The sequence below is a fragment of the Endozoicomonas ascidiicola genome (genome assembly GCF_001646945.1).
Taxonomy (GTDB): domain Bacteria; phylum Pseudomonadota; class Gammaproteobacteria; order Pseudomonadales; family Endozoicomonadaceae; genus Endozoicomonas; species Endozoicomonas ascidiicola.
The window spans coordinates 268,775-289,350 of the sequence record NZ_LUTV01000001.1 but is presented as its reverse complement, the minus strand read 5'-3'; the positions used below and the strand labels follow the sequence as shown (position 1 = coordinate 289,350).

The window sequence follows — 20,576 nt, the reverse complement described above, 5'->3', positions numbered from 1 at the left end:
TTAACCAAAAACCAGTCGAGTTAGCCGACAGACTCCATACCAAGACGTCTCTTGACGAGGAGGAAGAGGTGCTCAGAAAACCGGTTAAGCCAAAACCAAAATAAAACCGATGGTTTCAAGTGAGTTTTGGTTTATGAGTAAAGTGGAAAATTAAGGTCTAAATGCTGATCATTATTTGAGCGCTTTCAGGTTGAGCTGGTTTTAGGAGAGCTAACCGGGCTATTCTCGGTCAGCCTCCTAGAAGTGAGTGAGAAAACGTAGGTTGTCGAATAGGAATAAAAAATGAAACTTGCAATAATCAGCGGTAGTCATCGTAAAAACTCAGAAAGTGAACGAATAGGTAGGCGTTTGCAGGACAGGGTTCAAATCTTATCGTTATTTGATAGTGTTGATATTCTTTCTTTGGCGGGCAATCCTCTGCCGCTTTGGGATGAGTCGATCTGGGCTGGTAATGAAGACTGGAAGGCGCGTTTGGCACCTTGGAAACAGACATTGCAGTCGGCAGACGCCCTGATTGTCATTTCTCCCGAGTGGAATGGCATGGTACCCCCTGGTTTGAAGAACTTCTTTCTCTTATTTGGTGCTACGGAGCTTGGTCATAAGCCAGCACTGATCACTACGATATCTGCAGGGCAGGGCGGCTCTTACCCGGTGGATGAGTTAAGAGTGAGTGGTTACAAGAATTGTCGTATCTGCTATCTGCCGGAGCATTTGATTATCAGAAACGTAGGTCAAGTGTTCGCAGGAAAAGATGCGGAGGGCGATGAGCATCTTGATGAGCGAGTGGATTACTGTTTGAAGCTGCTTAGAGAGTATTCGACGGGGTTGAGCTACGTCCGTTCCAGTGGTGTGATAGATCACAAGACCTATAGGAATGGTATGTAGCTGTGAGTAAAAACGACCACAGGTTGTGGTCGTTTAAAGCATGCATCACATATTCTGAGTAAACGTACGGGTAATAACATCCCGTTGTTGTTCTGGTGTCAGTGAGTTGAAGCGCACTGCATAACCGGAAACGCGGATGGTCAGAGATGGGTATTTCTCAGGGTTTGCCGCGGCTTCTTCCAGCATTTCACGGGAAAGGACGTTGACGTTCAAGTGCTGCCCGCCTTCACGAACAGCAGTTTCCTGTACTTCCAGCTCCAAATCACGGGATTCGAACTGACCCAGTGTGTCCAGAGAAACGACTTCATCCTGCTTGAAATCATCCGTTTTTGCACAGATCAGCCGAGCTTCGCCTGCTGCTTCGTCCAGCAACCAGATAGAGCTGATCAGGGCGCTATTGTCACTGGCAGTGATTTGAATGCCTTTCATTATATTGATCCTCGAAATCAAACAGCAGAAGTCGTTTAGTTAATACCAATGTCGCTTTTAAATTATGAAGCGAGCAAGTTATTTTGGGCGACTGGGCAAGGCGAAGAGACGAGTCATAGCCGTAGCTATGGCGAGGAACTTCAACGCTGATCCAGGCGGTCAAAATGGCTGCGCAGCCCATAATTTAGAAGCAGAATTGGTATAAGTCAGCCTTTTGGGGGAGTGGCTGATTTATGGCCTCATGCTATCAGCTCAAAAGCAGGTTCGATCTAGGTATTAGCCGATATATTGACCAATAAAAATCAATGAAGCGATTAATGAAAACTATTGGGTTGTTGAGATTGTCTCTGATCGACAGTTGTTGTATAAGCTAGCTTATATAAAACTGTACTATGGTTCATTATTTGCCATTTATACGACTACTAACAAAAACAATTAAGAGTATCTGATGATTTCAAGTATCAAGAAACTACTGGCTGTATTGGTGCTGGTGCTTATCACGGCTGTGGTGTGGATAACCCAGTTTCAATATCAGACGCAGCGTGACGGAGAACTTAGCCTGGATGGGCTGGTGGACAGTGTTACTGTTCAATATAACGAGTTTGGTGTGCCCAGGATTGAGGCCAAATCAGAAGCCGATCTTTACTTTGCTCTTGGCTACGTGCATGCACAGGATCGCCTTTTTCAGATGGAATTGATGCGTCGCCTGGCTCAGGGACAACTAGCGGAAATGTTTGGTGAGAAACTGGTAGACACTGATCGTTTATTTCGCACGGTTGGCATTCATCGTCATGCCAAACAATATGTGGCGGATATTGATAAATCGTCGGACAGCTGGCGGGCGCTTGAGCAATATGTCGCCGGAGTAAATGCTTTTCAGGATCAGGGGAACCTCCCGGTAGAGTTTGATGTGTTGGGCTTAACACCAAGGCCGTTCAAGCCTGAAGATTCAATCAGTGTGTCTGGATACCTTGCTTACAGTTTTGCTGTGGGTTTCAGAACTGAACCGGTGATGACGTTTATTGCTGATCAGCTGGGCGAAGAGTATCTGGCTATTTTTGATCTGGATATGCCTGCCGGTTCTGCCAATCATCAATTGAACAGTGCAACCTATGAATCTTTAGCAAAGTTGGGTATTGCCTCTATTCTCGACCAGGAGCTCGGTCAGCTGGAAGGCAGTAATGCTTGGGCGATCAGTGGTTCTCAGACAAAAAATGGTAAACCTATTCTGGCCAGTGATCCTCATATTTCATTCTCGGCGCCGGGTGTTTGGTACGAAGCGCATCTGGTTTCTGGAGATTATGAATTTTATGGCTTCCATCAAGCGTTGGTGCCGGTGGCCTTGATGGGGCATAACCGTCGTTTTGGTTGGGGCGTCACCATGTTCCAGAACGACGATATGGATTTCTATCTTGAGCAGGTAAATCCGCAGAATGTGAATCAGGTTAAGCGTGAAAAAGTCTATGAAGATCTAGCGCTGATTAACGAGACGATTCAGGTAAAAGACAGTAGTCCTGTTGATATTACCGTGAGAACCAGCTCTATCGGCCCTATTATCAATGATGTCTACAAAGGCTTTGATAACGCTCAACCGGTTTCCCTGTGGTGGGCTTTTTTGAAAACACCCAATCCATTGATGAATGCTTTTTATGAGTTAAGCCGAGCGGAGTCTGTGGAAGCTTTTGGTGAAGCGTTGAAACAAGTGCATGCACCGGGCCTTAACTTTGTGTATGCGGATACGGATGACAATATTGCCTGGTGGTCAGCAGGATTGGTTCCTGTCAGGCCGGATCATGTGGCGCCCTGGAAAATTATGGATGGCTCTTCTAATCAAGATTTGCCCACAGGTTTTTATGATTTCAGCTATAACCCACACAAATTAAACCCACCAGAAGGTTTTATTGTGTCGGCCAATCAGCGCCCTGACGCTTATGAAGGTGTGATGGTGCCGGGTTATTACAACCTACCTGCCCGGGCAGAATTGCTGATTGATGATATTGCTGGCCAGGGGATGACCAACCTTGAAAATGAAAAAAGCAATCAGTTGAATATTCGCAGTGAGTACGCGGCGGATGCTCTGTCGATCATGCTTGCTGAATTGGATCCGGCGCAAAAGCAGCGATTATCTCCGGAGTTATTAGACGCATTGGGCACTTGGCAAGGCGCGTTTACTTTGGACTCTGTGGCGGCAACGCTCTTTACCGAGTGGCAGTTTGCCCTGTTTGAGCAGACCTTTGCCGATGAATTGGGGGTAGAGTTGTTTAAACTCTTTATTCGTACCCGTCGTTCAGATCATGGCTTTTATCAGTTGATTGGTTTATCAGAGAATCCATGGTGGAGTAATCAGGGTAAGGCTCAATCCCGTAAAGAGGTCGTTAACCAGGCATTTGATATTGCTATGAGTCGGCTGACTGAAAATCTTGGGGTAGACAGTTATGGCTGGCAGTGGAGCGAGGTTCACTTGTTTGAGCAGAAGCACCCGCTGGGTTCCGTTCAACCATTGAATCACTTGTTTAATCTTGGTCCGGTCGCGGTGGATGGTTCCCATGCGGTACCTAACAATCTGTCGCAGAAATTAAGTACTGGAATGCAATGGGTGACTTCAGGACCTTCAACCCGCCGCTTATTGGATTTCAGTGCGCCACAAAAATCACTGAGTATTTTGCCCGGAGGGCAGAGCGGTAACCCGTTTGACCATCATTATGATGATCAGGCTGCAACCTATGTGAGAGGTGAGTACCGCGAGGTGGACTTGGATGCTGAGGCGGCTTCAGTGTTGATACTGAAACCATAAGGAATAGTCCCTGAATAACTTCCCGATTTCAGCAGGTACAGGGCATGGCGACATAGTTCCATTTTGGCAAGAATTTATCGAACTGAATGGCCATGTTCTTTTTGAAGTCAGTGGCATATTTACGCCCGGTTTCGAACACTTTGTCGATAATTCTTACAACCACTTTCAGCCCTTTGGTCGTTTCTGTTTTTTCTATGTAGTGCTTTGCCATCTCAACGGATTCCAGAGGAACACCTTTGCAGGCACGGGTGATATGCGGGAATACGCGATGCTCAATAGGGTTGTATTTCGAACAATACGACGGGTAATGAGCGATACGAATTCTCAAGTTCAGCCTGTTTGAAAGTGCCTGCAAATCCTCTTTGAAAAGATACGACGAAGCACTGTTACTGCCACCTCCATCACACAACATCAGCAGGTCTCCAACATTGTTATAGTCCACTTGACCTTGTTCTCGCCACCACAATTCGATGCTTTCGCAAGCAAACTCACTAGTATCGCAACTGGTATTCAGGTGTACTGATGCTTCGTTTTTCCGCACATCATAGATGCCGTGAGGGGTGACTTTTCCGTCACTACTGCTGGGGAAATCATGATCATTCACGATAGTTGGCTCTATCGCATCAGTCACGCCATCACGATAGAATTTACCCAGCAGTTCTTTCTTTTTCGTGTCGATGCTTATCACTGGACATCCGGCATCCAAGTATTCTTGTTTCAGTCTGGCAATATTTTCAAACTGGGCGTTGCGATCGGCGTGCTGCCCCATTGTTCGCTTTTTTTGCGGCTTGCGTCGTCGGTAACCATGATCATGAAGCAGTCGAGAAACGATATTCTTATTGGCTGGAGTTCCCAAATCGGAGAGCTTGCGAGCAATCTGCCGACGAGACAGGTTCGTCCATTTTACGTCGTGCCGCATCGGGTCCCCAGCAGTATGGTTACGGAGTATGGTGAGAAAGTTTTCAGTCAGCTGGGGACTTTTCTCAATCAGCGGTGTGCGTCCGCCCCTTTTTTTCGCTGATGATCAGCGTTCAGATGTTCTGATTCCAGCTCAGCGATACCTCGACGAATCGTTTTCGGGTCACAAGCCAGTAACTGAGAAATGAATTCGATGCCACCATGCCCAAGCTTTATCGCTTCAATCGCAGCATAGCGACGACGATCCCTCTCGTTGAGTGACTGATAAAACCGAACCATTTGAACCTCTACTGTCGTCGAATAACTGCCCAAGATGACCTCCTGCACTCATGCGGAGCAATTATCGACGATTCCTGATCTCTTGAAAATAGGGAAGTTAATTGGGGACTATTCCTAAGGCGATGGATGAATAAATAACGGCTCTTTTGAAAAATGAGTGGGTAAGTGTATATTTGCTTACCATATTGTTTACTGCTGAACCTGCCATAAGCCACCCATGAAAGACCTGTTTCAGATAGCCTTAGGCATCACCTCTCCCTGGTACATTGAGTCCCTGAATTTCGATGCAGATCAATCGCGTCTGGACATATTCATTAACTTTCAACGAGGAACCACATTCAAAGACCCAGAAGACCCTGCAGGCAAGGAATACAAAGCATACGACACTGTMAGAAAAGAGTGGCGGCATATGAATTTCTTCCAACACGAGTGCTATCTGCATGCCCGTGTTCCACGAGTTAAAAGAGGCGATAACAAGCCTCGCCTGATTTCTCCGCCCTGGAGTGGAAAGCTGAATGGCTTCACTCTTCTGTTCGAAGCCTTCCTACTTCAGATGTGTCGTTCAATGCCGGTGCATCATGTCAGCAAGTTGACCGGGGCCTCTGATTACCGACTGTGGTCACTGCTGGAGCTTTACGTCACTACAGCGCGGGCTGAAGAAGACTACAGCCAACTCCACACCATTGGCATGGATGAAACGTCATCTGCCCTGGGGCACGATTACATAACCTTGTTCGTCGATCTTGAAGAAAGACGTACTGTATTTGTCACCGATGGCAAAGGCAGCGAAACGGTCAAGGCATTTACGACCGATCTGGAAGAACACAATGGTAAGGCGGAGAACATCAAGCAGGTTAGCTGCGACATGTCGCCAGCCTTTATCAAAGGCGTACGGGAACAACTGCCCGAAGCCAGTATCACCTTTGACAAGTTTCATATCGTCAAGATTATCAACGAGGCAGTAAACAGCGTGCGCAAAGAAGAGGCGAAAACTAACCCGTTATTGGTTGGCGCACGCTATGCGCTTCTGAAAAACGAAAGTAATCTGACAGCAAAACAGAAAGCGAAACGAGATGAACTCTCTATGCCCGGACTTAACCTGAAGTCGGTGCGAGCCTTACAAATAAGGGAAACCTTTCAGCAAATCTATACGGCACCTAGCAAAGAGGAGTTTGAGGCAAGGCTAAACAAGTGGTACTTCTGGGCTACCCACAGCCGACTGGAGCCCATGGTAAAAGCTGCAAAGACCATCAAACGACACTGGGATGGTGCTCTGAACTGGAAAGAAAGCCAGATCAATAATGGTCTACTGGAAGGTTTGAACTCAGTGATACAGGCAGCCAAACGAAAAGCCCGAGGTTACAAGAAACCACACTTCAAAATCATGGTTTATTTACTGACAGGTAAGCTGGATTTTACCAGAGTGAACAATGCCTGCTTACCCACACGATGCTAAAAGACTAGCGTTGCTACTACATTGTTTACAGGATGCACCTTTCCAGCGCGACGACTTTGCTTTGCTCCAAGGTCAGCACTGGCAGATCGATCAGTATCAAAGAGCGATCAAACAGGTTTGCCATATTGAGCATTTTCAGGTTCGTAGCGAACGACCTGTAAGAAGTCAAATATTCGTCAAAATATTGAGTTTTGTTTATCTCTAAAAATTCAGATAGCGCAGGTGTTTACGAATATTCATCAGCATTAGCTCAAGCTCTTTAAAGAGACGGTTCAAGCTTTTATTGAGAGTTTTGCAAAGGGCAAGAATTACCTGTTACTAAAATTATCAGGGATTATCAATGCGTAAGTCATACCTCTAATTATGGATGAAAGAACCAAAACGTACAGGCTCACTTCATATTAGAAGCAGGGGTTCCCTTTAGGGTCATATCTTATTGGAGAAGACTAACTCAGATATGAGAGAACATCCCATGCTATGCTATGCTTATGGTATAGAATTAATTTTTGTTGTTAATGCTTCGACTTGACCGGAATGTCTATATCTCCTTATGGTTGTCCAAGTCGACAATAATATAATTTGAAATGAGGGCATAACGAATGACAGCTATCAGAGGGGGTGGTATAACGGGATCAAAGGTAGGCGTTACAGATTTAAAGGAAGCAGCCCCTGAATCCTCTAGCCCTAAAAAAGCTCATGGTAAAAAGTATCTATTGAGTGAAATCTCCAGAGGTTTGTCCGATGCTAAAAACCTTGCCCAAAGAAAAATCCAAAAGCAAGAAAAGCCAAAGAAGCATGACTGGCGCAATGATTATGGATCAGTAATTGATAGTATTGCTAAAGAGAGTTCATCACTCGGTAATTTAAGAAAGGATTATAATAATATTCTTGGAGAATTAAGAAGTAATGGAGAACAATATCAACAGTTAGTAACCAAATATAATGCTAGAAAAAGCGAGGTGATGGAAAAAGTAAATGATTTAATTGAGGTGTTTCCAGAAAGTACAGATGAATGGATGAAGTTGTGCGAAAGGTGGTCCAATCAGAAATGTTGTTGGGAATTACCAGCTCAAATAAAAGACATTAGCTCAAAAGAAGAATGTATTTCTGGATTTGGAGATAGGCTTGAAGAAGCAAATAAGGGATATGATTTCCATCTTCAAAATTATAATAAAATGATGGCAGGCAAGGGGAAGTCTAAGAAATCCGTTTCTCTAATTAATGAATTAATAAGGGAAGTAAAAGTGCTGAAAGAGAGTGTTGATGGGTTTGTTCCTGAACTGGAAGGAAGGATTCGGGAGTCAAAAGAGCTTATTGTAAAGGCTGAAAGAAACAAAGAAGCTATTGAAAATGTTTTTATTGATCAAACTGGTGATTTCGAAGGAAATAGCGCAGTACAATTTATAGTGAATGACTTTTTAAAGTTAAAAAGTAATTTGATTAAGCTTGAAAATAAATATGGTGTGGATTTTGATGCTGTTGCTCAATTGACTATGAGTGGTATTAGTGGTGAAATTAAGGCTACCAGGCCTGTTGATATTAATCGAATATTAATGTTGTTTAAGGATTTACGTCGTCAGGTTGAAAGCGATGAAGATCGTGGAAAAAAAAATATAAAGGCACTATTGGAAGGGACATCTAATTCTGTGGAAAATTTTGTTTTAGGAAAACCGGCTGTTAGTAGACTAAAAGTGCCTGTTTCAAGATTGACATCATCATCTGACAATTCTGTAAAAAAAGCCTTTGCAAAATTTTTTAGCGAAAAAGTTTCAGAAAAAAACATGCCACCTCATCAAGACTCTGTTGATGATACTCTTAAGGTAGACATTAAGGATTCGCCCTATGTTTCCAAGGGCTACAGAGAACTCGGTCAGGTGAAGGCGGATAGTTTGAAAACAGGTGCAGGGCAAAAGAAACGCTTACGCCATAATGAAAAATCCTTAATGTCTACCCTAAGTGATGATACTAGGAAAAGTTATGATTCTGATAGTAAACCTGTTTTATCCTCCACTGAAAAAACAGCGAAACCTAAAAATCCAAGTGTAAGTAAAAGTAGGTCTGTTTCAGACACTAAAGAGAATGATAAAGCTACTGTGATGATAAAGGGTGTAGAAGAATTATTTGCAAAACATAGAATTGATGAGAAAAATATTCTTGCTTGCAAGCAATTTAAAAGAAATTTAGATTTTGCTCGTAAAGATAATAAGCTCGATAATTTTGCAAGAAAGTGGGCTAAAAAGGATATTGACAATTTTACAAAGGAGCTTTTTACAGCGGGTGATAGGAAAAAAATGCGATCAAATGGAATCTTTGATGATATAACCAATGCTATTGAGCCTCTGTTGCATCCAGAAAAAAGATCATCCCATACTGAGTATTTTCGACAGCAATTAGACTTTTCACGCGAGCTTCATACGTTATTAAAAACATATGATCTCTTTAATAAATACAATAAATAAAGAGTCTATAAGTGATTCTATGCAAACGCCACTTTTTACTTACGCCTTGATCCGATCTGGAAACATAATTTCAAATCGGTTCATGGCAGCCTTCCAGTCTCTTATCGACATAGTCCATTTAGCCGAAGCTTTTTCCGCAGCGATTCCCGACGAAGGGTTAACCTATTGATATATATAGAGAAAATCTAGTGCCTGTTCGCGCAATTTATCTGCAAATATCTATAGTTATAATGAGTCAGTGCTTTCTTCGTCGGGAATAGCTGCTTTTTCCGTAGCCAGAAAAATTATCTTCAGAACTGATTGATCAGCAGGGAATATCTTCCGGTTTTTTATGGCTTTACGGATCACGCTGTTCAATGACTCTATTGCATTGGTCGTGTAAATCGCTTTCCTGATCTCTTTAGGGTAGTCGAAAAGGGTAGTTAGGTTATCCCAGTGTTTGCGCCAGGACCTTCCTATGGAGTGGAACTTCTCTCCCCAGGTTTGCTCAAAGGCGCTCAGCTCGCTCTCTGCCTCTTCAACAGTCGCTGACTGGTAAATCTTCTCCTGATTACCACCCATCCTACGCCACTATCCAGCGATATCTGAATTTCTGAAAGCCTTACTGTGCATGCCTAGTAGCAATACCAAACACTAGTTTCACTAATGCTACATGTAAGATTTCCCTGCTATGGAGCTGTTTTATCAAACTGGACATATGACCATTTAATCTGTAACCCCCACGAGCTGGCAAGCAATCGACTGGAAGTATACGTAACTTCAGTGGTAATCAGGAATCTTCTTTAGGTCTCTGGCAACTGCTTTGCGGTATTTGTAAGAAACATATTTCAGAGAGTTCCTTACCTGATGGACAATGCAAAGCTGCACCTGAGCCTGAGGAAAGGCCGTATTGATCGCCTCGAGAAAGCCAGTCAGCCCATTAACACAGGCAAATGTTGGTGACCAGTGCCCGGTCGAGCGGCTTGTCCTTAACGGCCTCATCAATGCCCTGCCATCCCTATTTCAACCTATATTCCGCAGTTGAAACTCTGAAATATCGCTGTAGCCCCTATAGGCCGTGGCATTTGGCTATTTTTCCCACTCACCCATTGGGTGAGCATGCAGGATCGATTGAACCCATACTCCTGCAAGGGTTGTCAGCGTTTAATGGATTCCAACTGCGGAATATAAGTTCAAGCAGCCCAGCTTCAGGAAGGCTTCCACTTTCGCCTTTTCCGGTAAGCCTTTGCCATTACACATGGAGGAAATTTGCCTTAACCATGTGCTGGCAGCAATTGATGTTATATCCCCATCGCTCATACTCGTAAACTGGGTCACACTATCTTTGCTTTTCAGTATGCTGGTTAAATTGCCGGTGTTTTTTATTGTTTTGTTTTCAACCGAAAAAAATACATTGGCTTTTTGAAAATACCCTGAACAAACTTGATGCTCTTTGACAATATCGAATCGATCAAGTTTTGCAAAAAGAGTAGGGCAAGGAGGGGTGGCTCTATTCATAGATAACTGAATAGTCCTCTCATCAAGTGTTTTCAGTAGTATGCTGGCATTTGACAGTACATGTTTGATGTTCTGATCGCTCAAGTGAGCAATTAATTGACGTTGCTGAGTGATGGCAAACTTTGAGATGGTTTCGTTGTAATCTGTCGACTGATCAATACGCAGTGACTCAGATGGCTCTGTCAGCAGCTCAGCTTTACCCCTGTCAATATCCATTGGCTGCGGGGGTACGATTGCCACAGGTCGTAAGGCTCTGGGGTCATACCCTACCGCAGGAAAAGATAGAACCCGCTCCGTAGATGTTGATGAGCCCACATCTCCAGTATTGATAGCTTGCCAACGGTACCGTTTTTTGGGAGGTAAAGTCGATTCACAATGTTGCTGCCTGACAACCTCTCGTGCTTGACAGTCTTCCATATCAGCGGGTTGAACTGTATGTCCGGAAAAATTGCGTTTTCTGTTGCCGTCTGAAACTGATTCATTAGTTCCGCTAGCCAGAGAAGTGGAAAGAGCAAGGTGGTTTGATACAGGGTAAGCGGCAAAATAACCCACGTTCTATCCAGCTAAACCTTGATAAGGCCTCTGATTACACGATGGAGGCTGCAATGATCAATCCAAAAACTACCCGGGAGCAATGGCTGCAACAGGTCGAAGCCTGGCATGACTCCGGGCTGAGTCAAAATGCCTGGTGTCGACAGAACGGCGTCAAACCATCACAGCCTGGATATTGGAAAAAGAAGTTGTGGACTGGAAAAGCGCCTGCTTCATCATCAAAATCTGTTTCTGCCTTTGTGCCCGTTTCCCTGACGCAGAACCAGAGTCAAACTTGCGAAGAATCATCCCCTTTAACCGTATCATTGCCCAGTGGGCTCAGCGTTTCCGGAGTTAATCATCAAAACTTAGCTCTGGTTGGTCAGTTGATTGGATTACTCCGATGAAGTAACCTGTAATGCGCCAGTCGTCCAGCTTGCCTGAGGTCTACCTTTATCGGGATCCCATCGATTTTCGAAAATCTTTCAAGGGACTGGCGGTACTGGTCGAGCAGGAACTTGGGCATAACCCTTTTGATGGTCACCTCTATGCCTTCACCAATCGTCATCGTAATAAAATCAAGTGTTTGTTCTGGGAAGACTCTTCATATCGAGGGGCTTTGTGCTTTATTACAAGAGCCTGGCGGAGGATAAGTTCCACTGGCCAAAGCCCGATGATGAACTGTTAGCCCTAACAGGCCAGCAGCTCAATTGGCTGCTGGATGGCTATAACCTCAATGCCATGAAACCCCATAAAAAAAGACATTACGAAAGCTGTTTTTAGTCTCTAAATTCAGCAGCTTATGGTAAAATATCGGCTATGAAATCACCCGTTGATACCGTCATTCATCAGCCAAAATCTGTCCTGAGTTTACTGGTCGGAAGCGCTGAAACAGCTTTGGATCTGGAGGCCTTACTTGAGGCCATCCAGACCATGGACGGTGTCATTCTTGAAAAAGACAATGTGCTTCTTGAGAAAGACGACGCTCTTCATAAAAAGACCAGAAAAAGTCTTTCGTCATCGAAGAACAAAAAAAACGCATCGCTATTCTGGAAGAATACCTGCGTTTGGAACGTGCCCGCCTTTACGGTCGAAGTTCTGAAAAGTTCAGCGGTCAGGGTGAAATCTTCAATGAAGCGGAATTAACGGACTGTGCTGTTGACCCGGATGAAGATGGTCAGGAAGAAACAGAGGAAAGTCCAAAGCCCCTAAAGAAATGCAAGGGCCGTAAACCGCTGTCACCATCACTGCCCAGAGTCCAGGAACGTATTGAACTGACCGAAGAAGAAAAACAGGGTGCCATTGAGACCTTCTTCACCAAAGTCCGGGAAGAGCTTGATATCATTCCTGCCAGGGTTCAGATCAAAGAGATTATGCAGGAGAAAGCCGTATTTATCGTAAAAGATGAACAGGGCGGAGAATCTCAAGAAAAACGCATCATCAAAGCGGCTGAACTCCCAAAGCACCCCATTCCAAAACCGGCGGTCACCGTCAGCATGCTGGCCTGGATCATCGTTGCCAAATATTGCGATGCTCTGCCACTGTATCGGCAGGTAAAGATATTGGCTCGTTATGGTGGCTCCATCACTCGTACGACAATGGCCAACTGGATGATCCGGTTATCCCTGCAACTGCAGCCACTGATCAACCTGATGGAAGACCATCAGCGCATCGGGCATATCATGAATGCCGATGAAACCCGGATTCAGGTGCTCAAGGAACTCAGCAAATCACTCAACTCCGATAAATACATGTGGGTGACACGGGGTGGTCCACTGGGGCAACCGGCGGTACTGTTCCATTACGATCCTTCCCGAGGTAAGGAGGCGTCACCGAAATAAAGAGGTTCCCCTGCGCCTGTTCGAAGGGTTTAGCGGTTACCTGCAAACTGACGGTTATGCCAGTTACAGCGCCGTGTGCAAAAAAGAAGGAATTATCCAGGTTGGCTGCTTCGACCATGTACGCCGTCAATTCACCGATGCCAAAAAAGGCGAAGCCAAACCGGGCAAGAAGGTGAAGAACAATAAGGTCAGCAAAGCCGATATTGCGCTGGGTAAAATCCGCAAACTGTATGCCATTGAAGAGGCCATCAAAGGCCTGACCGCTCCGGAAAAGCAGGCTCGGCGGCAACAGGAGAGCAAGCCTCTGCTGGATGACCTGCACCAGTGGTTACAGAAAAACATCACCCGGCTGGTACCTGACAGCCTGACCCATAAAGCAATGAGCTATGCCCTGAACCAATGGCCGAAACTGGTCGTGTACTGTGAAGATGGGGATATCAACATCAGTAATGCCGCAGCGGAAAATGCTATCCGCCCCTTCACTCTTGGCCGCAAGAACTGGCTCTTTTCAGACACTCCCAAAGGAGCTAAAGCCAGTGCTATCTATTACAGCCTGATCGAAAGTGCAAAAGCCAATGGCCTGGAGCCTTTCGAATACCTGAACCACATTTTAAAAGAGCTGCCATACGCTGACACGGTTGAGAAACTGGAACAGCTTCTACCCTGGGCAGTGAAGGCAGCTCAAGAATAAGCAGATCTGTTGGAGTTGGCTATAACGCTGGTTAAATTGGCACTTACCGTATAGAAGCACTGCTTATGGTGTTGACACTGTGCCTGATGGTTTACGCAGCCATTCAACATCGAATCAGACTTGAATTTAAGAAACAGAGTCGTTTTTTCCCGGACATGAAGCGGAAACCCTGTCAGACTCCAACGGCACGGTGGGTGTTTTTCTGCTTTCAGGGCATTAATGTGTTGCTGGTCGTTGGTCATGAAAAACATGTTGTTGGTTTGCAGGAGAGGCAGTTAACGATCATTTCAATCCTTGGGCGACTGTATCAAGAAATTTATTCCTGATACAGGTGCTGAATGACGGTTGAATAAACTTGGTCGTATGAATTTCACTCAATAAACGGGATGGCAGGAAAACAAAATGCTCAGCCCGTTAGGTATTTGTCGTCTGGGAAGTCGATTGCAGGATTTAGGTGCTGCTTATTTAATGTACTCAAACACTTTAACGACTTTTTTAACGCCGTAAGTATTGGCTGCCAAGGTGACTGCTTCATGTGCCATTTGCGGTGTGACCAGGCCCAATAAATAAACCGTACCTTTTTCGGTATTCACTTTGATTTGATCGGCGCTGATGGATTCGTTGGTGACCATCGACGTTTTAATTTTCGTGGTCAGCCAGCTATCGTTGCTCTGATCAATAATATCTGCATTTTTGCCGACGGTTAATTCGTTATAAACCTTCCGCACTGTCTCCGTATTCTGGGCAGTAGTGCCAGCCAGTGAGCGCAATCTTTCACTAGGTGCTTGCCCGACAAGAAGGACGGTGCCATTAAAGCTAACCACTTTCACTCGTGATGTTCTGAGTTCCGGGTCGGCTTTGTTGATGTTGACTGCCGTGACGGTTTCAATGGTCTGGTCGTCTACCCAGGCTCCCCAGGTGCGCTTCGTGTGATCAATGTTAACGGGCTCTTCATTAACCGAGTCAACGAGTACGGCGCAGCCACCTAACAGAGCCAGTACGGCAGCCAGAAGTACGGTTCTGATTGGTTTCATGGTTCCCTCTTTGTTTAAATTGAAAAAGCAGTATCAGACATTGGTATTATTTATTCACTGGAAAACAGCATTTCATCAATGAGATCGCACAGGCAGTGAATAATGAGTGTGTGAACTTCTTGAATGCGGTGAGGGTTGTTGTCCGGCACTCGGATTTCCACCTCTTCCGGGTGCAGCAGTCTGGACATATCACCGCCGTCTTTCCCGGTAAGAGCAACAACATTAATGTTTCTGTCGTGTGCTGCCTGAATGGCTTTCACCATGTTCGGGCAATTTCCATGGGCCGAAACGACCAGCAGAATGTCACCTTCCTGACCCAGTGCTCTGATTTGTTTTGAGAAAACATCATTAAAGCTGGAATCGTTGGCAATGGAGCTCATGGTCATGCTGTCGGCACAAAGAGACAATGCGGGCAACGCTGGCCGCTCACGATCAAAACGGTTGAGCAGTTCAGAGACGAAGTGTTGAGCGTCACCAGCAGCGCCACCATTACCACAGGCCATGATCTTTCCTTCACTTAACAGTGATTGAACCATCATTTCAGCGGCTTCGGCAATAACGGGTGGCAGTGCGTCAGCTGAACGGATTTTGGCGTCAATGCTGTCGGAGAAATGCTGGGTTATACGTTCATGCATGCCTGAAATCCTGAGATGAAAACCGTTGGGAGCCTGTCGGGCTTACCACTGACCTACTGCGAAAAAGCCGGATTTGGCCATTTTTTACGCTGCTTTTCGTTGAATAGTTGGGCTATTCGCCTCAAACCAGCATAAAAACTGACTTTTTCTCGCTACGGTCGGCTAAGCCCGACAGACTCCAAGGGTTTTCATGTTGCTCCTGTTGTCATACGTCAGATGAATGCTTCAGTACTTTTGGTCAACTAAATAGTCTCCACTAAAAAGCATTTTTAATCCATTTTAAAGTGTTTTCGTATTTGGCGTCACTGTTATCAATGGCGATTACGTCAAATCGACAAATTCTGTGATTGTGCTGACGGTGATTTTGTAAATAAACGGCGGCCGTCTTTCTGATTTTTGTCTGTTTGTGGTGGTTGATGGTTTGAGCGGCGGAACCGAAGTGGCTTTTGCTGCGAAAACGCACTTCGATAAAGATCAGTTTTTCATTATCCAGCATGATGAGATCAATCTCGCCAGATTTGCAGGCAAAGTTTCTAGCGACAGATTTCAGGCCCTGCTGCTTCAGGTAGCGCAGAGCCTGATTCTCAGCCTGAAGCCCCGGGTTATTCCTGAGACTCAGTTTCCAGAACATCAGGTGTTGTGGTGCGGTACTCAGGTGGTAGGAAATCCATGGTGCTGACGGTCAGCGGCTTTTCAGTTTCCTTCGGCTTAACGATTGGCAGTGGTGACAGGTTGCCGTTCTTGAAAATCTGCCAGGAGAGTTCACGGTGTACTTTGCCATCGGTGTTAATGCTGAGAGAGCCGGTCATGCCGTGGAGTTGGCTGCCTTGCAGTGCAGCCAGTTGCTGCAGTCTTGGGTAAAGGTTATAAGCATCAACACCTAGGGCGTAAAGTGTGCCCAGCTGGCTGCGTGATTGTTGCCATTGGCTGTTGATCTGACGTTTTAAAGGTAAGTGAGTTTCCGGCAGGAGCCATGGCATGATAGGTACGCGAATGCCATTCATGTCCTGATCCTGTGTTTTGTTGCTGACACCGGAGAAAACACTGGATGTTGCGTATACTGGCACACTGCTGGCGTACTGGTAGGCGAGTGCAGGTTTGATTTGGCGAGCTTCCTGAGGTGTGGCACCAATAAAGACCATATCCACATCCTGACGACGCCTTGCCTGGAAGCCCAGGCTTTCGCCCAATACCCGGTTTAACTGTCGTGCTCTGGCTTCACTCTGGTCGGTGTGCATGAGCCAGCCGGCAAGGCTGCTGAACTGGGTTTTTCCGTCAAACTCACCGGAGCCGACAATCTCGCCGCCCAGTGCTAACCACTGATTTTGGAATGCAGTGTTTACCCGTTTGCCCCACTCGGTTTTCGGGGTGATCAGCAGGGCTCTTTGATGACCGTCCAGCCGGGCTCTGTGGGCCGCTAATACGGCTTCATCTTCAGCGGACAGGCCAAACTGGTACAGTTTCTGGTACTGGTTTTGTGGTTGATTTAACTGAGGTGCAGCTGTTTCGTCGGTATGATCATCGATATAGTTCAGCGCCAGAACAGGGACTCTGCTGGTGATGTCGCTGCTGAGTTCTTTGACGTTCGATTTATTCAGAGGGCCAATGATCAGCTGAGCGCCTTCATTAATAGCTTGATAGGCAAGGTCATTAATGTTGCTGCCCTGAGTATCGTAAAACTGAAGCTCAGTCAGCTGTTCTCCGCTTTGGATCGCCTCGAAGTGAGCCGCCATCATGCCATCGCGTACGGCGGCACCCATCTTCTCCAGCCTGCCAGTGAGGGGAAGCAGCACGGCAATTCGGTCTGGGCGCTCAGCAGAGCTGCCTTTAAGAACTTCAAAGTCCCCCGGCAGAAACTGTTTTGCAGGATGGGTTGCCCATTCCTGTTTCCATTGTTCAAGGCCCGCCAGTTGTTGATCGAGGCTTGTGCCTGTTTGATAGATGAGAGCCAGTGAGAGCCAGCCTTTCATGGCTCTGGAGCGTTCCTGTTGGTGGAGTAGGTTCAAACGCTCCGGTGAAACGTGTAGCAGGGTTTGCCAAAAGCGATCGTAATAAGGTTGCTTTTCACTTTCTGCCAGATAAGGCCCAGCCAGAATCCACTCATCCAGTGACGCCTGATGTTCTCCAAAGCGACCGTAAGCGAGGGCTTTAAGAATGTGGGACTGTGCGTTGATATTGCGATCGTTGCTGATGATGACGGCTTCTCTGTCCAGCCAGTCAAAAATAGCCCAGTCTTTGTTATTGGCCTGTGCCAGTTGAGCTTGCTGAATGGCCAACTTTGCCTGAATGGTTTTTGGTAGCTGATCATAGGGCAATTCGTCGAGCACCTGCTTGGCTCTTGCAGGATTGTCATTGGCCAGCTGGCTGGTCAGCTCCAGCGTCAAGCTGGCTCTTTCCGGATAACTGAGTTTTGCCACTTCAACCAATTGCTGTTCAATGCTTTTAGGTTGCGTTAAAGAAGATGTTTTCCCCCCAAGCGTGGATGAACAGGCTGAGATTAGCACAGGAACTAGCAGCGCCATGGCAACAGCGGGGAGTTTTTCCTGCAATCGTTCAGCTTTCAGTTTTGAAAGTAGCGCGGTGATAAAGTTCATCATTGGTAATTGTGCTTGGCTCTCTGGGGCTGGGAGTGCTGAGAATATTGAGAGTACTGAGAGTACTGTAATAATTGTCTTATTGTACACAGCCGTTGGAATCGACACTATAGGGTAAGCTCTTTGTCTCTACCAAAAGATGGTAAGATAGTCGAAATTTTTATGAGTTCCCATCTCTCATGACAGAATCCCTCCTTTATATAGTATCGACACCGATTGGTAATCTTGGGGATATGACGCCCAGGGCTGTTGAGGTGCTTGAGCGGGTTGATGTGATTGCAGCGGAGGATACCCGGCACAGTAAGCGATTGATGAGTCATTTTGGTATCAATACACCATTAATTCCCTGTCATGATCATAATGAACGGCAGCAGGCAGAGTCGATTGTTAACCGAATGCGTAATGGTGCGTCTGTGGCGCTGATCAGTGATGCGGGCACGCCGTTGATTTCCGATCCTGGCTTTTATTTGGTGAGAGCAGTGCGTGAGGCAGGTTTTCGGGTGGTGCCGGTACCGGGTGCCTGTGCATTTGTGGCGGCATTGTCGGTCAGTGGCTTGCCCACGGATCGTTTTTTCTTTGAAGGTTTTTTGCCGGCTAAATCTGGTGCCCGTCGAAAGCGGATGGAGGTTTTGTCGGCTTTTGAACATACCTGGGGTGTTTATGAATCGCCTCACCGTATTCTGGATTCCCTTGAAGACTTGCAGGCGGTGCTGGGCGATGAACACTATATTGTGATCGCTCGGGAAATCACCAAAACCTTTGAAACGGTGCTGGCCGGTTCGGTTTCTGATGTGTTGGAAAGGGTGAGGTCAGACAGTAATCAGCAGCGTGGCGAGTTTGTAGTTTTGGTGGAAGGCAATAAAAAAGAAAAGAGTTCAGAGATTACCCCTGAAATTCAGAAAATGCTTCAGCGCCTGCTGGAAGAGCTTCCCATTAAAAAGGCCGCCGCCGTGGTTGCCGATTTGACCGGGCTGCGCAAAAAAGCCCTTTACGAGCATGGCCTTACTTTTAAAGATAACGATTGAGATAAGCTTGCTTATCGGCTCGCAGGCAAGTAATATTCGCGGCCGCGAGCTGGCCGGGCAATCGCTGTTTGTTATTTCTTTGGATAATGCATCTTCGGAATTAATAGGTGGAGGAAAGTCCGGGCTCCATAGGGTAGGGCGCCAGGTAACGCCTGGGGGGCGAAAGCCTACGGAAAGTGCAGCAGAGAGTAGACCGCCTAAGTCACGCTTTCGAGCGTTGACCGGTAAGGGTGAAAGGGTGCGGTAAGAGCGCACCGCATGACTGGCAACAGTTCATGGCACGGTAAACCCCGCCTGGAGCAAGACCAAATAGGAATCCTATAGGTGTGTCCCGCACTGGATTCGGGTAGGTTGCTTGAGGTGTCTGGTGACAGACATCCCAGATGAATGATTGCCCAGGCCTGTTTTACAGGCTGGACAGAACCCGGCTTACAGGCCGGCTCGCGACTTCTTTTTTTTCCTGTTTCTTTTTATCTGTCGTATATCTGGCTTGCCGGCCGGATGACGCTGTCCGATTTTCTCTGTTTTTGCAGACTGAAGTTCTAAGAGCGTTCTTTTTCTATGAAACCCTTATGGAAGTTGGTTGTCTCATACTTTGCGAACGAGTGAGTTCCATCCCTTGACGTGGGTTTTTCAGATTCCTATAGTGTGCTGTAGTGGTGAAAAGTGGATTAAAGTGGGATGTGATGGGTTGAGTATGATGAACATGCCTCATCCGTTGCGGGTTTTCGTTATGGATAAGGCTTGTTCTTTGGGTGCGTAGGCAGTAGGCGTTTTCAATCTATCGAGCCAGGGGGAAGGTTGCTTGTTTCGAGGTGTTAACGCCATCAATCTGGATGCCAAGGGGCGTCTGGCTATACCTGCCCGGTACCGGAGTGTGCTGCGGGAGCGTTGTGATGGCGCACTGGTGGCAACCATTGATACGGATGAACCCTGCCTTCTGATTTACCCTCTTGATGAATGGGAGCTGATTCAACAGAAGATCGAATCATTACCCAGTTTTCATCCCATGACCCGCCGGATTCAAAGGCTGCTTATTGGTCACGCTACGGATCTTGAGTTGGACGGCAGTGGACGTATATTAGTGCCGCCACTGTTGCGGGATTATGCCGGTCTTGAAAAGCGCAGCATTCTATTGGGCCAGGGTAAAAAGTTTGAACTCTGGGATGAACAGTGCTGGAACGATCGTCGGGATCAATATTTGAAAGAGGCCAGTGAGTCGGATGAAATACCGGCAGAACTGCAGTCTCTTTCTTTATAAGGAGCGGTTACCTGTGGTAGCCGCTCATTTAGTGAATGAATACCGAGCCAGGCTCCCATGCTCAGCGTGGGAGCCGAGTAGCTCTGATAGTCTGGGTATGCATTCTCACGAAAGAGAGGCTGTCGCAAAAAAAACCAAACATCTCGTTCCCATGCTTTGCGTGGGAATGCATACCCTTGAATATTCAAAGGGTTAGAAGTATGGATTCCCACGCAAAACATGGGAACCAGGGCTTTTGCGACAACCT

20 protein-coding genes, 1 other RNA gene and 3 pseudogenes are annotated in these 20,576 nt (G+C 46.3%); 14 read left to right on the top strand and 10 right to left on the bottom strand.

The window, feature by feature from the left end:
• Window positions 1-282 precede the first annotated feature (282 nt).
• Entirely contained in the window at window positions 283-885 is a 603-nt protein-coding gene (locus AKL11_RS01075; RefSeq protein ID WP_067514708.1) for an NADPH-dependent FMN reductase, read from the top strand.
• 45 nt (window positions 886-930) lie between these two features.
• Here AKL11_RS01075 and grcA read toward each other — a convergent pair whose 3' ends face one another.
• Window positions 931-1,314, bottom strand: a complete 384-nt coding sequence (gene grcA, locus AKL11_RS01070) for an autonomous glycyl radical cofactor GrcA (RefSeq protein WP_342669733.1) — start codon at window positions 1,312-1,314, stop codon at window positions 931-933.
• Between the two features lie 448 nt (window positions 1,315-1,762).
• Here grcA and AKL11_RS01065 point away from each other — a divergent pair, with 448 nt between their 5' ends.
• Window positions 1,763-4,108: a penicillin acylase family protein gene (locus tag AKL11_RS01065; RefSeq protein WP_067514706.1), complete on the top strand. Its 2,346-nt coding sequence runs from the start codon at window positions 1,763-1,765 to the stop codon at window positions 4,106-4,108.
• 28 nt (window positions 4,109-4,136) lie between these two features.
• On the opposite strand, the gene AKL11_RS01060 is transcribed toward AKL11_RS01065, so the two are convergent.
• Together AKL11_RS01060 and AKL11_RS25830 are read right to left on the bottom strand one after the other, a co-directional pair.
• Window positions 4,137-5,078, bottom strand: a complete 942-nt coding sequence (locus tag AKL11_RS01060; RefSeq protein WP_245673411.1) for an ISAzo13 family transposase — start codon at window positions 5,076-5,078, stop codon at window positions 4,137-4,139.
• 17 nt (window positions 5,079-5,095) lie between these two features.
• Window positions 5,096-5,338: a hypothetical protein gene (locus AKL11_RS25830; RefSeq protein WP_095210384.1), complete on the bottom strand. Its 243-nt coding sequence runs from the start codon at window positions 5,336-5,338 to the stop codon at window positions 5,096-5,098.
• A gap of 184 nt (window positions 5,339-5,522) precedes the next feature.
• Here AKL11_RS25830 and AKL11_RS01050 point away from each other — a divergent pair, with 184 nt between their 5' ends.
• The 3 genes and pseudogenes from AKL11_RS01050 (at window position 5,523) to AKL11_RS01045 (ending at window position 9,220) form a co-directional block, all read left to right on the top strand.
• Window positions 5,523-6,761: an ISL3 family transposase gene (locus tag AKL11_RS01050; protein ID WP_067514703.1), complete on the top strand. Its 1,239-nt coding sequence runs from the start codon at window positions 5,523-5,525 to the stop codon at window positions 6,759-6,761.
• Between the two features lie 31 nt (window positions 6,762-6,792).
• A pseudogene (locus AKL11_RS26755) lies at window positions 6,793-7,109 on the top strand (IS701 family transposase); the annotation flags it as partial.
• 251 nt (window positions 7,110-7,360) lie between these two features.
• Complete coding sequence (locus AKL11_RS01045) at window positions 7,361-9,220, top strand: hypothetical protein (RefSeq protein ID WP_067514701.1); 1,860 nt, start codon at window positions 7,361-7,363, stop codon at window positions 9,218-9,220.
• Window positions 9,221-9,445: 225 nt separating this feature from the next.
• Here AKL11_RS01045 and AKL11_RS01040 read toward each other — a convergent pair whose 3' ends face one another.
• From AKL11_RS01040 to AKL11_RS01035, 3 genes and pseudogenes are all read right to left on the bottom strand, one after another.
• The gene (locus AKL11_RS01040; protein ID WP_067514699.1) at window positions 9,446-9,781 is read right to left on the bottom strand and encodes a transposase; all 336 of its coding nucleotides are present in this window, start codon (window positions 9,779-9,781) and stop codon (window positions 9,446-9,448) included.
• 213 nt (window positions 9,782-9,994) lie between these two features.
• Window positions 9,995-10,150 (bottom strand): annotated as a pseudogene (locus AKL11_RS24385) (transposase); the annotation flags it as partial.
• Window positions 10,151-10,363: 213 nt separating this feature from the next.
• Entirely contained in the window at window positions 10,364-11,269 is a 906-nt protein-coding gene (locus tag AKL11_RS01035; RefSeq protein ID WP_067514697.1) for a hypothetical protein, read from the bottom strand.
• A gap of 53 nt (window positions 11,270-11,322) precedes the next feature.
• On the opposite strand from AKL11_RS01035, the gene tnpA reads away from it, so the two are divergent.
• The 6 genes and pseudogenes from tnpA to AKL11_RS01015 all read left to right on the top strand — a co-directional run.
• The gene (gene tnpA / locus AKL11_RS01030) at window positions 11,323-11,655 is read left to right on the top strand and encodes an IS66 family insertion sequence element accessory protein TnpA (RefSeq protein WP_067514695.1); all 333 of its coding nucleotides are present in this window, start codon (window positions 11,323-11,325) and stop codon (window positions 11,653-11,655) included.
• An 11-nt stretch (window positions 11,656-11,666) separates the two neighbouring features.
• The gene (tnpB, locus tag AKL11_RS01025) at window positions 11,667-11,936 is read left to right on the top strand and encodes an IS66 family insertion sequence element accessory protein TnpB (RefSeq protein WP_095210073.1); all 270 of its coding nucleotides are present in this window, start codon (window positions 11,667-11,669) and stop codon (window positions 11,934-11,936) included.
• Window positions 11,870-12,031 carry an IS66 family insertion sequence element accessory protein TnpB gene (tnpB, locus tag AKL11_RS26555; RefSeq protein WP_157673345.1) on the top strand — a complete coding sequence of 54 codons (162 nt, stop codon included), beginning with the start codon at window positions 11,870-11,872 and terminating at the stop codon, window positions 12,029-12,031. The genes tnpB (AKL11_RS01025) and tnpB (AKL11_RS26555) overlap by 67 nt, the downstream gene beginning before the upstream one ends.
• Before the next feature lie 236 nt (window positions 12,032-12,267).
• The gene (locus AKL11_RS24375) at window positions 12,268-13,089 is read left to right on the top strand and encodes an IS66 family transposase (RefSeq protein WP_366556843.1); all 822 of its coding nucleotides are present in this window, start codon (window positions 12,268-12,270) and stop codon (window positions 13,087-13,089) included.
• The gene (tnpC, locus tag AKL11_RS24370; RefSeq protein ID WP_095210070.1) at window positions 13,016-13,780 is read left to right on the top strand and encodes an IS66 family transposase; all 765 of its coding nucleotides are present in this window, start codon (window positions 13,016-13,018) and stop codon (window positions 13,778-13,780) included. Before AKL11_RS24375 ends, tnpC begins: the two co-directional genes overlap by 74 nt.
• 47 nt (window positions 13,781-13,827) lie before the next feature.
• Window positions 13,828-14,106: pseudogene (locus AKL11_RS01015) on the top strand (IS1634 family transposase); the annotation flags it as partial.
• 135 nt (window positions 14,107-14,241) lie between these two features.
• On the opposite strand, the gene AKL11_RS01010 reads toward AKL11_RS01015, so the two are convergent.
• From AKL11_RS01010 to AKL11_RS00995, 4 genes are all read right to left on the bottom strand, one after another.
• The gene (locus AKL11_RS01010) at window positions 14,242-14,814 is read right to left on the bottom strand and encodes a BON domain-containing protein (RefSeq protein WP_067514691.1); all 573 of its coding nucleotides are present in this window, start codon (window positions 14,812-14,814) and stop codon (window positions 14,242-14,244) included.
• A gap of 50 nt (window positions 14,815-14,864) precedes the next feature.
• A complete protein-coding gene (locus AKL11_RS01005) occupies window positions 14,865-15,449 on the bottom strand; it encodes a phosphoheptose isomerase (RefSeq protein ID WP_067514689.1) in 585 nt (194 codons plus the stop codon).
• A gap of 256 nt (window positions 15,450-15,705) precedes the next feature.
• The gene (locus AKL11_RS01000; protein ID WP_067514687.1) at window positions 15,706-16,080 is read right to left on the bottom strand and encodes a YraN family protein; all 375 of its coding nucleotides are present in this window, start codon (window positions 16,078-16,080) and stop codon (window positions 15,706-15,708) included.
• Window positions 16,052-18,046: a penicillin-binding protein activator gene (locus AKL11_RS00995; protein WP_067514685.1), complete on the bottom strand. Its 1,995-nt coding sequence runs from the start codon at window positions 18,044-18,046 to the stop codon at window positions 16,052-16,054. Before AKL11_RS00995 ends, AKL11_RS01000 begins: the two co-directional genes overlap by 29 nt.
• Window positions 18,047-18,222: 176 nt before the next feature.
• On the opposite strand from AKL11_RS00995, the gene rsmI reads away from it, so the two are divergent.
• The 3 genes from rsmI (at window position 18,223) to mraZ (ending at window position 20,329) form a co-directional block, all read left to right on the top strand.
• Window positions 18,223-19,068: a 16S rRNA (cytidine(1402)-2'-O)-methyltransferase gene (gene rsmI, locus AKL11_RS00990; RefSeq protein WP_067514683.1), complete on the top strand. Its 846-nt coding sequence runs from the start codon at window positions 18,223-18,225 to the stop codon at window positions 19,066-19,068.
• Window positions 19,069-19,113: 45 nt separating this feature from the next.
• An RNA gene (gene rnpB, locus AKL11_RS00985) (RNase P RNA component class A) lies at window positions 19,114-19,516 on the top strand.
• 357 nt (window positions 19,517-19,873) lie between these two features.
• Window positions 19,874-20,329, top strand: a complete 456-nt coding sequence (gene mraZ / locus AKL11_RS00980; RefSeq protein ID WP_067514681.1) for a division/cell wall cluster transcriptional repressor MraZ — start codon at window positions 19,874-19,876, stop codon at window positions 20,327-20,329.
• Window positions 20,330-20,576: the final 247 nt, after the last annotated feature.

Bases quoted from the DNA above. Each gene is read 5' to 3' on its own strand.
- AKL11_RS01010 (WP_067514691.1), bottom strand. From the start codon at position 14,814: ATGAAACCAATCAGAACCGTACTTCTGGCTGCCGTACTGGCTCTGTTA.
- AKL11_RS01065 (WP_067514706.1), top strand. From the start codon at position 1,763: ATGATTTCAAGTATCAAGAAACTACTGGCTGTATTGGTGCTGGTGCTT.
- rsmI (WP_067514683.1), top strand. From the start codon at position 18,223: ATGACAGAATCCCTCCTTTATATAGTATCGACACCGATTGGTAATCTT.
- AKL11_RS01005 (WP_067514689.1), bottom strand. From the start codon at position 15,449: ATGCATGAACGTATAACCCAGCATTTCTCCGACAGCATTGACGCCAAA.
- AKL11_RS00995 (WP_067514685.1), bottom strand. From the start codon at position 18,046: ATGATGAACTTTATCACCGCGCTACTTTCAAAACTGAAAGCTGAACGA.
- AKL11_RS01045 (WP_067514701.1), top strand. From the start codon at position 7,361: ATGACAGCTATCAGAGGGGGTGGTATAACGGGATCAAAGGTAGGCGTT.
- AKL11_RS01040 (WP_067514699.1), bottom strand. From the start codon at position 9,781: ATGGGTGGTAATCAGGAGAAGATTTACCAGTCAGCGACTGTTGAAGAG.
- AKL11_RS01075 (WP_067514708.1), top strand. From the start codon at position 283: ATGAAACTTGCAATAATCAGCGGTAGTCATCGTAAAAACTCAGAAAGT.
- grcA (WP_342669733.1), bottom strand. From the start codon at position 1,314: ATGAAAGGCATTCAAATCACTGCCAGTGACAATAGCGCCCTGATCAGC.
- AKL11_RS01000 (WP_067514687.1), bottom strand. From the start codon at position 16,080: ATGTTCTGGAAACTGAGTCTCAGGAATAACCCGGGGCTTCAGGCTGAG.
- tnpA (WP_067514695.1), top strand. From the start codon at position 11,323: ATGATCAATCCAAAAACTACCCGGGAGCAATGGCTGCAACAGGTCGAA.
- tnpB (WP_095210073.1), top strand. From the start codon at position 11,667: ATGCGCCAGTCGTCCAGCTTGCCTGAGGTCTACCTTTATCGGGATCCC.